17 protein-coding genes are annotated in these 14,309 nt (G+C 54.9%); all 17 read right to left on the bottom strand.

The annotated features are described in order from the left end of the window. Positions 1 to 2: 2 nt before the first annotated feature. Positions 3 to 371: a 50S ribosomal protein L14 gene (gene rplN, locus NVB75_RS16720; RefSeq protein WP_002555479.1), complete on the bottom strand. Its 369-nt coding sequence runs from the start codon at positions 369 to 371 to the stop codon at positions 3 to 5. A 23-nt stretch (positions 372 to 394) separates the two neighbouring features. Then, positions 395 to 604 (bottom strand): 30S ribosomal protein S17, encoded by a 210-nt coding sequence (rpsQ, locus tag NVB75_RS16725; RefSeq protein WP_258342419.1) that lies wholly within the window; start codon positions 602 to 604, stop codon positions 395 to 397. A 60-nt stretch (positions 605 to 664) separates the two neighbouring features. Next, positions 665 to 856 carry a 50S ribosomal protein L29 gene (rpmC, locus tag NVB75_RS16730; protein ID WP_002555481.1) on the bottom strand — a complete coding sequence of 64 codons (192 nt, stop codon included), beginning with the start codon at positions 854 to 856 and terminating at the stop codon, positions 665 to 667. Next, positions 856 to 1,269: a 50S ribosomal protein L16 gene (gene rplP, locus NVB75_RS16735; protein ID WP_003232424.1), complete on the bottom strand. Its 414-nt coding sequence runs from the start codon at positions 1,267 to 1,269 to the stop codon at positions 856 to 858. The genes rpmC and rplP overlap by 1 nt, the downstream gene beginning before the upstream one ends. 12 nt (positions 1,270 to 1,281) lie before the next feature. Beyond that, positions 1,282 to 1,968: a 30S ribosomal protein S3 gene (rpsC, locus tag NVB75_RS16740; protein ID WP_003176422.1), complete on the bottom strand. Its 687-nt coding sequence runs from the start codon at positions 1,966 to 1,968 to the stop codon at positions 1,282 to 1,284. Positions 1,969 to 1,981: 13 nt separating this feature from the next. Then, on the bottom strand, positions 1,982 to 2,314 hold the full coding sequence (rplV, locus tag NVB75_RS16745) for a 50S ribosomal protein L22 (RefSeq protein WP_003210077.1): 333 nt from the start codon (positions 2,312 to 2,314) through the stop codon (positions 1,982 to 1,984). A 13-nt stretch (positions 2,315 to 2,327) separates the two neighbouring features. Beyond that, entirely contained in the window at positions 2,328 to 2,603 is a 276-nt protein-coding gene (gene rpsS / locus NVB75_RS16750; protein WP_002555486.1) for a 30S ribosomal protein S19, read from the bottom strand. 16 nt (positions 2,604 to 2,619) lie between these two features. After that, entirely contained in the window at positions 2,620 to 3,444 is an 825-nt protein-coding gene (gene rplB / locus NVB75_RS16755; protein WP_003210080.1) for a 50S ribosomal protein L2, read from the bottom strand. 14 nt (positions 3,445 to 3,458) lie between these two features. Next, a complete protein-coding gene (gene rplW / locus NVB75_RS16760) occupies positions 3,459 to 3,758 on the bottom strand; it encodes a 50S ribosomal protein L23 (protein WP_002555488.1) in 300 nt (99 codons plus the stop codon). After that, entirely contained in the window at positions 3,755 to 4,357 is a 603-nt protein-coding gene (gene rplD / locus NVB75_RS16765; protein WP_003210082.1) for a 50S ribosomal protein L4, read from the bottom strand. The genes rplW and rplD overlap by 4 nt, the downstream gene beginning before the upstream one ends. A gap of 12 nt (positions 4,358 to 4,369) precedes the next feature. Beyond that, on the bottom strand, positions 4,370 to 5,005 hold the full coding sequence (rplC, locus tag NVB75_RS16770) for a 50S ribosomal protein L3 (protein ID WP_003194649.1): 636 nt from the start codon (positions 5,003 to 5,005) through the stop codon (positions 4,370 to 4,372). Between the two features lie 81 nt (positions 5,006 to 5,086). Beyond that, the gene (gene rpsJ, locus NVB75_RS16775) at positions 5,087 to 5,398 is read right to left on the bottom strand and encodes a 30S ribosomal protein S10 (protein WP_003210084.1); all 312 of its coding nucleotides are present in this window, start codon (positions 5,396 to 5,398) and stop codon (positions 5,087 to 5,089) included. A gap of 141 nt (positions 5,399 to 5,539) precedes the next feature. Then, a complete protein-coding gene (gene tuf / locus NVB75_RS16780) occupies positions 5,540 to 6,733 on the bottom strand; it encodes an elongation factor Tu (RefSeq protein WP_003210085.1) in 1,194 nt (397 codons plus the stop codon). Positions 6,734 to 6,763: 30 nt separating this feature from the next. Beyond that, the gene (fusA, locus tag NVB75_RS16785; protein WP_258342422.1) at positions 6,764 to 8,869 is read right to left on the bottom strand and encodes an elongation factor G; all 2,106 of its coding nucleotides are present in this window, start codon (positions 8,867 to 8,869) and stop codon (positions 6,764 to 6,766) included. Positions 8,870 to 8,899: 30 nt separating this feature from the next. Next, positions 8,900 to 9,370, bottom strand: coding sequence for a 30S ribosomal protein S7 (gene rpsG, locus NVB75_RS16790; protein WP_002555493.1), 471 nt, complete (start codon positions 9,368 to 9,370; stop codon positions 8,900 to 8,902). Between the two features lie 118 nt (positions 9,371 to 9,488). Continuing rightward, positions 9,489 to 9,860 (bottom strand): 30S ribosomal protein S12, encoded by a 372-nt coding sequence (gene rpsL, locus NVB75_RS16795; RefSeq protein WP_002555494.1) that lies wholly within the window; start codon positions 9,858 to 9,860, stop codon positions 9,489 to 9,491. A gap of 216 nt (positions 9,861 to 10,076) precedes the next feature. Beyond that, a complete protein-coding gene (gene rpoC, locus NVB75_RS16800; RefSeq protein ID WP_003210090.1) occupies positions 10,077 to 14,276 on the bottom strand; it encodes a DNA-directed RNA polymerase subunit beta' in 4,200 nt (1,399 codons plus the stop codon). Positions 14,277 to 14,309: the final 33 nt, after the last annotated feature.

Consider the following 14,309-nt stretch of genomic DNA (forward strand, 5'->3'; position numbering starts at 1 on the left):
CCTTACAGCACTTCTGGGGCGAGCGAGACGATCTTCATGAACTTCTCAGTACGAAGTTCACGGGTCACTGGCCCAAAGATACGGGTGCCGATCGGCTCTTGCTTGTTGTTCAGAAGAACAGCAGCGTTGCCATCAAAGCGGATAATGGAGCCATCTGCACGGCGTACGCCGTGGCGAGTGCGGACTACAACAGCAGTCATCACTTGGCCTTTTTTCACTTTACCGCGAGGAATTGCTTCCTTCACGGTAACCTTGATGATGTCACCGATACCAGCGTAACGACGATGGGAGCCACCCAGCACCTTGATGCACATAACGCGGCGTGCGCCGCTGTTATCGGCCACATCGAGCATGGATTGAGTCTGAATCATATAATTTCTCCGACCCCTAGTCCTTAGACTTCCACAGCGCGTTCGAGAACATCAACCAGTGCCCAAGACTTGGTCTTGGCCAGCGGACGAGTTTCACGAATAGTGACTTTGTCGCCGATGTGGCACTGATTGGTTTCGTCGTGCGCGTGCAGCTTAGTCGAACGCTTAACGTATTTACCGTAGATCGGGTGCTTAACGCGACGCTCGATCAAAACGGTGATGGTTTTGTCCATCTTGTCGCTGACAACACGGCCAGTCAGCGTACGGACAGTCTTTTTCGGCTTCAGCCATGATCACTTACCTGCCTGCTGGTTGAGCACAGTTTTCACGCGAGCAATGTCACGTTTAACTTGCGAGAGCAGATGAGACTGCCCCAACTGGCCAGTTGCTTTCTGCATACGCAGATTGAACTGGTCGCGCAGCAGGCCGAGCAGTTGCTCGTTCAGCTGCTGTGCGGATTTTTCACGAAGTTCATTCGCTTTCATCACATCACCGTCCGTTTAACAAAGGCGGTGGCGAGCGGCAGCTTTGCAGCAGCCAGGGCAAAAGCCTCACGCGCCAGCTCTTCAGTTACACCCTCGATTTCATACAGGACTTTACCTGGCTGAATCTGGGCTACCCAGTATTCCACGTTACCCTTACCTTTACCCATCCGAACCTCGAGAGGTTTTTTGGAGATCGGCTTGTCCGGGAATACACGGATCCAGATCTTGCCGCCACGTTTTACGTGACGGGTCAGTGCACGACGCGCTGACTCGATCTGACGAGCGGTGAGACGACCACGAGCTACAGACTTCAGCGCGAACTCGCCGAAGCTGACTTTGCTACCGCGCTGAGCCAGACCACGGTTGTGGCCTGTCATCTGCTTGCGGAACTTCGTACGCTTAGGTTGCAACATTTGGCGTACCCCTTACTTAGCAGCTTTTTTACGAGGCGCTGGTGCTTGTGGTTTCAGTTCTTCTTGGCGACCACCAATTACTTCGCCCTTGAAGATCCAAACCTTTACACCGATCACACCGTAAGTGGTGTGAGCTTCGTAGTTGGCATAGTCGATGTCGGCACGCAGGGTGTGCAATGGCACACGACCTTCGCGATACCATTCAGTACGTGCGATTTCAGCACCGCCGAGACGACCGCTCACTTGGATTTTGATGCCCTTGGCACCAATGCGCATGGCGTTCTGTACTGCGCGCTTCATAGCGCGACGGAACATTACGCGACGCTCCAGCTGCTGAGCTACGCTCTGCGCAACCAGCATACCGTCGAGCTCCGGCTTACGGATCTCTTCGATATTGATGTGCACAGGCACACCCATTTGCTTGGTCAGGTCCTGACGCAGTTTCTCAACATCTTCACCCTTCTTCCCGATAACGATACCTGGACGAGCGGTGTGGATGGTGATACGTGCAGTTTGAGCAGGACGATGGATATCGATACGGCTCACGGACGCGCTTTTTAGTTTGTCTTGGAGATACTCACGCACCTTCAGATCAGCGAACAAGTAGTCCGCATAAGTCCGACCGTCTGCGTACCAGACGGAGGTGTGCTCCTTGACGATTCCCAGGCGAATGCCAATGGGATGTACTTTCTGACCCATCTCTTCGACTCCGTTACTTGTCAGCAACCTTGACAGTGATATGGCAAGACCGCTTGACGATGCGATCAGCTCGGCCTTTGGCACGAGGCATGATGCGCTTCAGCGAACGCCCTTCGTTGACGAAAACGGTGCTGACCTTAAGGTCATCAACGTCTGCGCCTTCGTTGTGCTCGGCGTTGGCTACGGCCGACTCCAGCACTTTCTTGATGATCTCGGCGGCTTTCTTACTGCTGAAAGCCAACAGGTTGAGCGCTTCGCCCACCTTCTTCCCGCGGATCTGGTCGGCGACCAAGCGGGCTTTCTGGGCGGAGATTCGAGCGCCCGACAACTTAGCGGCTACTTCCATCGTTCCTTACCCCTTAACGCTTGGCTTTCTTGTCTGCCACGTGCCCACGATATGTGCGGGTACCGGCAAACTCGCCTAGTTTGTGGCCGACCATGTCTTCGTTCACGAGAACTGGAACATGTTGACGACCGTTATGCACTGCAATGGTCAGACCGACCATTTGTGGCAGGATCATCGAACGACGCGACCAGGTTTTCACCGGTTTGCGATCGTTCTTTTCCGCCGCCACTTCGATCTTCTTCAGTAGGTGAAGATCAATAAAAGGACCTTTTTTCAGAGAACGTGGCACTGTCGTATCCCTCTATTTACTTGCGACGACGGACGATCATTTTGTCGGTACGCTTATTACCACGAGTCTTCGCGCCCTTAGTCGGGAAGCCCCATGGCGATACCGGATGACGACCACCAGAGGTACGACCTTCACCACCACCGTGTGGGTGGTCAACCGGGTTCATGGCAACACCACGAACGGTTGGGCGAACGCCACGCCAGCGTTTGGCACCAGCTTTACCCAGCGAACGCAGGCTGTGCTCGGAGTTCGAGACTTCGCCCAGGGTCGCACGGCATTCAGCCAGTACTTTACGCATTTCACCAGAGCGCAGACGCAGGGTCACGTAGACACCTTCACGAGCGATCAGCTGAGCCGAAGCACCAGCGGAACGAGCGATTTGCGCGCCTTTACCCGGCTTCAATTCGATGCCGTGTACGGTGCTACCAACTGGAATGTTGCGCAGTTGCAGAGCGTTGCCCGGCTTGATCGGTGCCAAAGCACCTGCGATCAGCTGGTCACCAGCACTCACGCCTTTAGGGGCGATGATGTAGCGACGCTCGCCATCTGCGTACAGCAGCAGAGCGATGTGAGCAGTACGGTTTGGATCGTATTCGATACGCTCGACAGTGGCAGCGATGCCATCTTTGTCGTTGCGACGGAAGTCGACCAGACGATAATGCTGTTTATGGCCACCACCGATGTGACGAGTGGTAATACGACCATTGTTGTTACGACCACCAGTCTTCGATTTCTTCTCGAGCAGCGGTGCGTGAGGAGCGCCTTTATGCAGCTCCTGGTTGACCACCTTGACCACAAAACGGCGGCCAGGGGAAGTCGGTTTGCATTTAACGATTGCCATGATGCACCCCTTCCTTACTCAGCACTGCTGCTGAAATCGAGATCTTGGCCTGGCTGAAGGGAGATAACTGCCTTCTTCCAGTCATTACGCTTGCCCAGACCGCGAGCAGTGCGCTTGCTCTTACCCAGAACATTCAGGGTAGTAACACGCTCTACTTTCACGCTGAACAGGCTTTCGACGGCCTTCTTGATTTCCAGCTTGGTTGCGTCAGTTGCAACCTTGAAAACGAACTGGCCTTTCTTGTCAGCCAGAACCGTAGCCTTTTCGGAAACGTGCGGGCCAAGCAGAACTTTAAATACGCGTTCCTGGTTCATCCCAGCAGCTCCTCGAATTTCTTCACGGCCGACACGGTGATCAACACCTTGTCGTATGCGATCAGACTAACTGGATCGGAACCTTGCACGTCACGTACATCAACGTGTGGCAGGTTGCGAGCAGCCAGGTACAGGTTCTGATCAACAGCTTCAGACACGATCAGGACGTCAGTCAGGCCCATGCCGTTCAGCTTGTTCAGCAGATCTTTGGTTTTCGGCGCTTCAACAGCGAAGTCCTGAACCACGACCAGACGATCAGTACGCACGAGTTCAGCAAGGATGGAGCGCAGTGCTGCGCGATACATCTTCTTGTTGAGCTTCTGGGTGTGATCCTGTGGACGTGCTGCGAAAGTGGTACCGCCGCCACGCCAGATTGGGCTACGGATAGTACCGGCACGAGCACGGCCAGTACCTTTCTGACGCCAAGGGCGCTTACCGCCACCACGAACGTCGGAACGGGTCTTTTGCTGCTTGCTACCTTGACGGCCGCCGGCCATGTAGGCCACGACTGCTTGGTGAACCAGCGTCTCGTTGAATTCGCCGCCAAATGTCAGTTCGGAAACTTCGATCGCTTGAGCGTCATTTACATTTAATTGCATGTCAGCTTCCCCTTAACCGCGAGCCTTGGCCGCTGGACGTACAACCAGGTTGCCGCCAGTAGCGCCAGGAACAGCACCCTTGACCAACAACAGATTGCGTTCAGCGTCGACGCGCACTACTTCGAGGGACTGCACGGTCACGCGCTCAGCGCCCATATGACCGGACATTTTTTTGCCCTTGAATACACGACCAGGAGTCTGGCACTGGCCAATAGAGCCCGGGACGCGGTGGGAAACGGAGTTACCGTGAGTGTTGTCTTGGCCACGGAAATTCCAACGCTTGATCGTACCCTGGAAGCCTTTACCTTTGGACTGACCGGTTACATCAACCAGTTGACCAGCGGCGAAGATTTCAGCGTTGATCAGATCGCCAGCCTGGTAGTCGCCGTCTTCAAGACGGAACTCCATAACAGTACGACCAGCTGCAACGTTTGCTTTAGCGAAGTGACCTGCTTGAGCAGCAGTCACACGCGAAGCACGACGCTCGCCGACAGTGACTTGCACTGCACGATAGCCATCGGTTTCTTCAGTTTTAAACTGGGTGACGCGATTCGGTTCGATCTCAATGACCGTGACCGGAATGGAGACACCTTCTTCGGTGAAAATACGGGTCATACCGCATTTACGACCGACTACACCAATAGTCATGTTGTAAACCTCATGAGTGTACGGGGCTTTCACCCGCTATGGCCGCCCATTTCAGAGCGTTACACGACTAAGACCCAAGTCTTAGCCGAGGCTGATCTGTACTTCCACACCGGCCGCCAGATCAAGCTTCATAAGTGCATCAACGGTTTTATCCGTTGGCAGGACGATGTCCAGCACGCGCTTATGAGTACGGATCTCGTACTGGTCACGCGCGTCTTTGTTGACGTGCGGGGAGACCAGAACGGTGAACCGCTCTTTACGGGTAGGCAGTGGAATTGGACCACGCACTTGAGCACCAGTACGTTTCGCGGTTTCCACGATTTCCTGGGTGGATTGGTCGATCAGTTTGTGGTCAAAAGCCTTCAACCTGATACGAATTTGCTGATTTGCCATTGGATTTCAGACTCCGGCTGCTATTCCCAGCGAGCGCAACACGCCCGTTAAAAGGAGGCGCAATTCTATAGACGCCCCATATGGGTGTCAACTCAATAAAAAAGCCCCCGCTGAGCGGGGGCTTTTTCAAGTCATCACTTATTAAGCGATGATTTTGGCTACGACGCCAGCGCCGACGGTACGACCGCCTTCACGGATAGCGAAACGCAGACCATCTTCCATTGCGATGGTTTTGATCAGGGTGACAACCATTTTGATGTTGTCGCCTGGCATTACCATTTCAACGCCTTCCGGCAGTTCGCAGTTACCGGTCACGTCAGTGGTCCGGAAGTAGAACTGTGGACGGTAGCCTTTGAAGAACGGAGTGTGACGACCGCCTTCTTCTTTGCTCAACACGTACACTTCAGCTTCGAAGGTAGTGTGCGGCTTAACCGAACCTGGCTTAACCAGAACCTGGCCACGCTCAACGTCATCACGCTTGGTACCACGCAGCAGAACGCCGCAGTTCTCGCCTGCACGACCTTCGTCGAGCAGTTTACGGAACATTTCAACACCGGTGCAGGTGGTGACGGTAGTGTCACGCAGACCAACGATTTCCAGTGGATCTTGAACCTTAACGATACCGCGCTCGATACGGCCAGTTACAACAGTACCACGACCGGAGATCGAGAATACGTCTTCGATTGGCATCAGGAACGGCTTGTCGATAACACGAACTGGATCTGGGATGTAGCTGTCCAGAGTCTCAACCAGTTTACGAACGGCAGTGGTGCCCATTTCGTTGTCGTCAAGACCGTCCAGAGCCATACGAGCAGAACCGATGATGATCGGAGTGTCGTCGCCTGGGAAGTCGTAAGTGCTCAGCAGATCGCGCACTTCCATCTCAACCAGTTCCAGCAGCTCAGCGTCGTCTACCAGGTCAGCCTTGTTCAGGAAGACCACGATGTACGGAACGCCTACCTGACGGGACAGCAGGATGTGCTCACGGGTTTGTGGCATCGGACCATCAGCGGCCGAGCAAACCAGGATCGCGCCGTCCATCTGGGCAGCACCGGTGATCATGTTCTTCACATAGTCAGCGTGACCTGGGCAGTCAACGTGAGCGTAGTGACGGATCAGCGAGTTGTATTCAACGTGCGCGGTGTTGATGGTGATACCACGAGCTTTTTCTTCTGGTGCGCTGTCGATCTTGTCGAAGTCAACACGAGCCGAACCGAAAACTTCGGAGCAGACGCGAGTCAGAGCAGCGGTCAGAGTGGTTTTACCGTGGTCAACGTGGCCGATAGTGCCAACGTTTACGTGCGGTAGGGAACGATCAAATTTTTCTTTAGCCACGACAATTAACTCCTTGCCTAAAGGACTGAATCAGCCTTGTTTTTTGGATACAGTTTCAGCGATGTGCGCCGGAGCTGTGTTGTATTTTTTGAATTCCATAGAGTAGCTTGCGCGACCCTGAGACATGGAACGAACGTCGGTCGCATAACCGAACATCTCGCCCAACGGAACCTCGGCACGAATCACTTTGCCGGAAACCGTATCTTCCATACCCAAGATCATGCCGCGACGACGGTTAAGGTCGCCCATCACGTCACCCATGTAGTCTTCAGGCGTAACGACTTCTACTGCCATGATTGGCTCAAGCAACTCACCACCGCCCTTCTGGGCCAGTTGCTTGGTAGCCATGGAAGCAGCCACCTTAAACGCCATCTCGTTGGAGTCGACGTCGTGGTAAGAACCGTCAAAAACGGTCGCCTTCAGGCCGATGAGCGGATAGCCGGCAACAACACCGTTCTTCATCTGCTCTTCGATACCCTTCTGGATAGCCGGGATGTATTCCTTAGGAACAACACCGCCCACTACTTCGTTCACGAATTGCAGACCTTCCTGACCTTCATCAGCAGGAGCAAAACGGATCCAGCAATGACCAAACTGGCCACGACCGCCGGATTGACGAACGAATTTGCCTTCGATTTCGCAGTTCTTCGTGATGCGCTCACGATAGGAAACCTGAGGCTTACCGATGTTGGCTTCGACGTTGAACTCACGGCGCATCCGGTCAACCAGGATGTCCAGGTGAAGCTCGCCCATGCCGGAGATGATCGTTTGACCAGTCTCTTCATCAGTCTTGACGCGGAAAGATGGATCTTCCTGAGCAAGTTTGCCCAGAGCGATACCCATTTTTTCCTGGTCATCCTTGGTCTTAGGCTCAACGGCAACCGAAATTACCGGCTCCGGGAAGTCCATGCGAACCAGGATGATTGGCTTGTCAGCGTTGCACAAGGTTTCACCAGTGGTGACGTCCTTCATGCCGATCAAGGCCGCGATGTCACCAGCGCGTACTTCCTTGATCTCTTCGCGGGCGTTTGCGTGCATTTGCACCATACGACCCACGCGCTCTTTCTTGCCTTTAACCGAGTTGATCACGCCGTCGCCGGAGTTCAACACGCCCGAGTAAACACGGACAAAGGTCAAGGTACCCACGAATGGGTCAGTGGCAATTTTAAATGCCAGAGCGGAGAACGGTTCTGCGTCGTCTGCATGACGCTCCAGCTCGATAGTCTCGTCATCCGGGTCAGTACCCTTGATGGCAGGAATATCCACCGGTGCCGGCAGGTAGTCGATCACAGCATCGAGAACCAGGGGAACGCCCTTGTTCTTGAACGAGGAACCGCAAACAGCCAAGACGATCTCACCAGCAATAGTACGCTGACGCAGAGCGGCCTTGATTTCCGCGTTGGTGAGCTCTTCACCTTCGAGGTACTTGTTCATCAGCTCTTCGTTGGCTTCGGCCGCAGCTTCAACCATGTTGTTGCGCCACTCGTCAGCCAATTCCTGCAGTTCAGCAGGGATAGCTTCGCGACGAGGAACCATACCCTTGTCAGCATCGTTCCAGTACACAGCTTCCATGGTCAGCAGATCGATCTGCCCCTGGAAGTTGTCTTCGGAACCGATAGCCAACTGGATTGGCACTGGGGTGTGACCCAGACGCTGCTTGATCTGACCGATCACGCGCAGGAAGTTCGCACCAGCACGGTCCATCTTGTTTACGTAAACAAGACGTGGAACGCCGTACTTGTTGGCTTGACGCCATACGGTTTCCGACTGAGGCTCAACACCCGAGGTGCCGCAGAACACAACGACAGCGCCGTCGAGTACGCGCAGGGAACGCTCAACTTCAATGGTGAAGTCTACGTGGCCCGGGGTATCGATTACGTTGAAGCGGTGCTCATCTTTGTACTGCTTCTCGGAACCTTTCCAGAAGGCGGTAATAGCAGCAGAAGTAATGGTAATACCACGCTCCTGCTCCTGAACCATCCAGTCTGTGGTCGCGGCGCCGTCATGCACCTCGCCCATCTTGTGACTTTTGCCGGTGTAAAAAAGGACGCGCTCGGTGGTGGTGGTTTTACCAGCATCCACGTGAGCGACGATACCGATGTTACGGTAGCGACTAATCGGAGTAGTACGAGCCATAAAGCCCTCGCAAAATTAGTGAAGCTAGAATTAGAAGCGGTAGTGCGAGAAAGCTTTGTTGGCTTCAGCCATACGGTGCACGTCTTCACGCTTCTTAACAGCAGCACCTTTACCTTCAGCAGCGTCCAACAGTTCGCCAGCCAAACGCAGGGCCATAGACTTCTCGCCGCGCTTACGGGCGAAGTCTACCAACCAGCGCATTGCCAAAGCGTTACGACGGGACGGGCGAACTTCAACCGGAACCTGGTAAGTAGCACCGCCTACACGGCGCGACTTCACTTCGACCAGCGGAGCGATGGCGTCGAGAGCTTTCTCGAAGATTTCCAGGGGGTCGCTGTTCTTGCGTTCTTTAACCTTTTCCAGCGCGCCATAAACGATACGCTCGGCAACGGCTTTCTTGCCGCTTTCCATCACGTGGTTCATGAACTTGGCCAGAATTTGGCTTCCGTATTTTGGATCGTCAAGCACTTCGCGCTTGGCTGCTACGCGTCTTCTTGGCATGGATAAGCCCTCAAACGGTCTTCAGGTTCGCTCGGAATTAGTGCCCTTTCGGGACGCCTCCGACCTTACTCTTATCGACTCAGAAAATAAGATGATTCAGTTTTACAAAAAGCCGCTACTACTTAGGCTTCTTGGTACCGTACTTCGAACGACCCTGGTTACGACCTTTAACGCCGGAAGTATCCAAGGAGCCGCGTACGGTGTGGTAACGAACACCTGGCAAGTCTTTTACACGACCGCCGCGGATCAGTACCACGCTGTGCTCTTGCAGGTTGTGGCCTTCACCGCCGATGTACGAGGAAACCTCGAAACCGTTGGTCAGGCGCACACGGCATACTTTACGCAGTGCCGAGTTAGGTTTTTTCGGCGTAGTGGTATACACGCGAGTGCATACGCCACGACGTTGCGGGCAGTTCTGCAGCGCAGGCACGTCGGATTTCTCGACGATACGCTTACGCGGCTGACGTACCAGCTGGTTGATAGTTGCCATCTACTAGCTCCACTGTTGTCTTGCGACGCTATTGTCTTGCAAGAAAAGCAAAATGGCAGGAACGAATTCCCGCCAAATTTAGGGGTACAAGAGTCTAAAGAGGATCTTGTCCCCAGTCAAGGCAAGGCCCCGACCTCCCCCTCCATCGAACCGGGACAAATCTGTCTCGATCCGACGAACGGGGCTGCCAGGGCCCGGTCTTATTTACCGCAGAACTCAGTTACCGCTTGAGTTCAGTGCTTCGGTCAGTGCAGCTTCCACTTCACTGGCGCTTACGCGCAGCGGCTTGTCGAGTTCACGGCGGCGCTTGCGCTCGCTGTGGTAGGCCAAGCCGGTACCGGCTGGGATCAGTCGACCCACAACCACGTTTTCTTTCAGGCCGCGCAAGTAGTCGCGCTTGCCGGTTACCGCTGCTTCGGTCAGTACGCGAGTGGTCTCCTGGAAGGAGGCCGCCGAGATGAACGACTCAGTGGACAACGACGCCTTGGTGATACCCAGCAACACACGAGTGAACTTGGAAACGAATTTCTCGTCGTTCGCCAGGCGCTCGTTCTCTACCAGTACGTGAGTCAGTTCCATCTGGTCGCCCTTGATGAAACTCGAATCGCCGGATTCAGCGATTTCAACTTTACGCAGCATCTGACGCAGGATGGTCTCGATGTGCTTATCGTTGATCTTCACGCCTTGCAGACGGTAAACGTCCTGGATCTCGTTAACGATGTACTTGGCCAGCGCACTCACACCCAGCAGACGCAGGATGTCGTGTGGATCGCTCGGGCCGTCGGAGATAACTTCGCCGCGGTTTACCTGTTCGCCTTCGAAGACGTTCAGGTGACGCCACTTCGGAATCAGCTCTTCGTACGGATCGCTACCGTCGTTCGGGGTAATGACCAGACGGCGCTTGCCTTTGGTCTCTTTACCGAACGCGATGGTGCCGCTGACTTCAGCCAGAATCGACGCTTCTTTCGGACGACGAGCTTCGAACAAGTCGGCAACACGCGGCAGACCACCGGTGATGTCACGGGTCTTCGAAGTTTCTTGCGGGATACGAGCGATAACATCACCGATCGCGATCTTCGCACCATCCGCAACACCGACCAGGGCGTTGGCTGGCAGGAAGTACTGAGCGATAACGTCAGTGCCTGGCAGCAACAGATCCTTGCCGTTGTCATCAACCATCTTCACAGCAGGACGGATATCTTTGCCTGCAGCTGGACGGTCTTTGGCGTCGAGTACTTCAATATTGGTCATACCGGTCAATTCGTCAGTCTGACGCTTGATCGTGATGCCTTCTTCCATGCCCACGTAGGTCACGGTACCTTTCATTTCGGTAACGATTGGGTGAGTGTGCGGATCCCACTTGGCCACGATTGCGCCAGCGTCGACCTTGTCACCTTCTTTAACCGAAATCACAGCACCGTACGGCAGCTTGTAACGCTCGCGCTCACGACCGTAGTCATCAGCGATTGCCAGCTCACCGGAACGGGACACAGCTACCAGGTGACCATCCACTCGCTCAACGTGCTTCAGGTTGTGCAGGCGGACGGTACCGCCATTCTTCACCTGAACGCTGTCGGCTGCGGAGGTCCGGCTTGCCGCACCACCGATGTGGAACGTACGCATGGTCAGCTGGGTACCCGGCTCACCGATGGACTGGGCAGCGATAACGCCGACCGCTTCACCGATGTTCACCTGGTGACCACGAGCCAAGTCACGGCCGTAGCACTTGGCGCAAATGCCGTAGCGGGTTTCGCAGCTGATCGGCGAGCGAACAATCACTTCGTCGATGCTGTTGAGTTCGATGAACTCGACCCACTTCTCGTCTACCAGGGTGCCGGCAGGAACAATAACTTCCTCGGTACCTGGCTTGAATACGTCACGGGCGATTACTCGACCCAATACGCGCTCACCCAACGGCTCTACAACGTCGCCGCCTTCGATGTGCGGAGTCATCAGCAGACCGTGTTCGGTACCGCAGTCAACTTCAGTCACAACCAAGTCTTGCGCAACGTCTACCAGACGACGAGTCAGGTAACCGGAGTTAGCGGTTTTCAACGCGGTATCCGCCAGACCTTTACGAGCACCGTGAGTCGAGATGAAGTACTGAAGTACGCTCAAACCTTCACGGAAGTTCGCAGTAATCGGCGTTTCGATGATGGAACCGTCCGGCTTGGCCATCAGGCCACGCATACCGGCGAGCTGACGGATCTGCGCAGCAGAACCCCGTGCGCCCGAGTCGGCCATCATGTACATCGAGTTGAACGACTCTTGATCGACTTCTACGCCATGACGGTCGATAACGCGCTCTTTCGAGAGGTTCGACATCATCGCCTTCGACACTTCGTCGTTGGCCTTGGACCAAAGGTCGATCACTTTGTTGTACTTCTCGCCCTGGGTTACCAGGCCGGAGGCGTACTGGCTTTCGATCTCTTTCACTTCATCGGTAGCAGCACCGATGATGGCAGCTTTCTCGTCCGGGATAACGAAGTCGTTAACACCGATGGAAACGCCGGAAATGGTCGAATAAGCAAAACCGGTGTACATCAACTGGTCAGCGAAGATAACGGTCTCTTTCAAACCAACCACGCGGTAGCACTGGTTGATCAGCTTGGAGATCGCCTTTTTCTTCATTGGCTGGTTGACCACGTCGTACGACAGGCCAGGCGGAACAACCTGGAACAACAGCGCACGGCCGACAGTGGTGTCGACGATACGGGTGTTCTTGACGCTGCCACCGTCACGATCGTTGATGGTTTCGTGGATGCGGACTTTAACCTTGGCGTGCAGTGCGGCTTCGCCGGCACGGAACACACGGTCAACTTCCTGCAGATCCGCGAACACACGACCTTCGCCCTTGGCGTTGATCGCTTCACGAGTCATGTAGTACAGACCCAATACAACGTCCTGCGACGGAACGATGATTGGCTCACCGTTGGCTGGCGACAGAATGTTGTTGGTCGACATCATCAACGCACGCGCTTCCAGCTGGGCTTCCAGCGTCAGCGGTACGTGCACGGCCATTTGGTCGCCGTCGAAGTCGGCGTTGTACGCAGCACAGACCAGAGGGTGCAGCTGGATAGCCTTACCTTCGATCAGTACCGGTTCAAACGCCTGGATACCCAGACGGTGAAGGGTCGGTGCACGGTTGAGGAGAACCGGGTGTTCACGGATCACTTCAGCGAGAACGTCCCAAACCTCAGGCAGTTCGCGCTCGACCATTTTCTTGGCGGCCTTGATGGTAGTCGCAAGACCACGCATTTCAAGCTTGCCGAAAATGAACGGCTTGAACAGCTCGAGAGCCATCTTCTTCGGCAGACCGCACTGGTGCAGACGCAGGGTCGGGCCTACGGTAATTACCGAACGACCGGAGTAGTCAACACGCTTACCGAGCAAGTTCTGACGGAAACGACCTTGCTTACCCTTGATCATGTCAGCCAGGGATTTCAGAGGACGCTTGTTCGAACCGGTGATAGCGCGGCCACGACGACCGTTGTCGAGCAGGGCATCGACAGCTTCTTGCAACATACGCTTTTCGTTGCGCACGATGATGTCCGGAGCGGACAGGTCGAGCAGACGCTTCAAGCGGTTGTTACGGTTGATCACGCGACGGTACAGGTCGTTGAGGTCGGAGGTCGCGAAGCGACCGCCATCCAACGGTACCAGCGGACGCAGGTCTGGCGGCAGAACCGGCAGAACGGTCAGCACCATCCACTCTGGCAAGTTGCCGGAACCCTGGAAGGCTTCCATCAACTTCAGACGCTTGGACAGTTTCTTGATCTTGGTTTCGGAGTTGGTTTGCGGAATTTCTTCACGCAGACGGCCAATCTCGTGTTCCAGGTCGATAGCGTGCAGCAGTTCGCGGACAGCTTCGGCACCCATGCGGGCATCGAAATCGTCGCCGAACTCTTCCAGCGCTTCGAAGTACTGCTCGTCGTTCAGCAGCTGACCCTTTTCAAGGGTGGTCATGCCTGGATCGATAACGACATAGCTCTCGAAGTAGAGAACGCGTTCGATATCACGCAGGGTCATGTCCATCAGCAAGCCGATACGGGACGGCAGCGATTTCAGGAACCAGATGTGGGCAACCGGCGAAGCCAGCTCGATGTGCGCCATGCGCTCACGACGAACCTTGGCCAGTGCAACTTCAACGCCGCACTTCTCGCAGATCACACCACGGTGCTTCAAGCGCTTGTACTTACCGCACAGGCACTCGTAATCCTTTACCGGGCCAAAGATCTTGGCGCAGAACAGGCCGTCACGTTCTGGTTTGAACGTACGGTAGTTAATGGTTTCCGGCTTTTTAACTTCACCGAACGACCACGAACGGATCATCTCAGGCGATGCCAATCCAATACGGATGGCGTCGAACTCTTCGACTTGACCCTGGTTTTTCAGCAAATTCAGTAGGTCTTTCAAGGCCTTTCCTCCTGGCGGAGCAGAGAGCGGGCT

The sequence above is a fragment of the Pseudomonas sp. CBS genome (assembly GCF_024734645.1).
Classification (GTDB): domain Bacteria; phylum Pseudomonadota; class Gammaproteobacteria; order Pseudomonadales; family Pseudomonadaceae; genus Aquipseudomonas.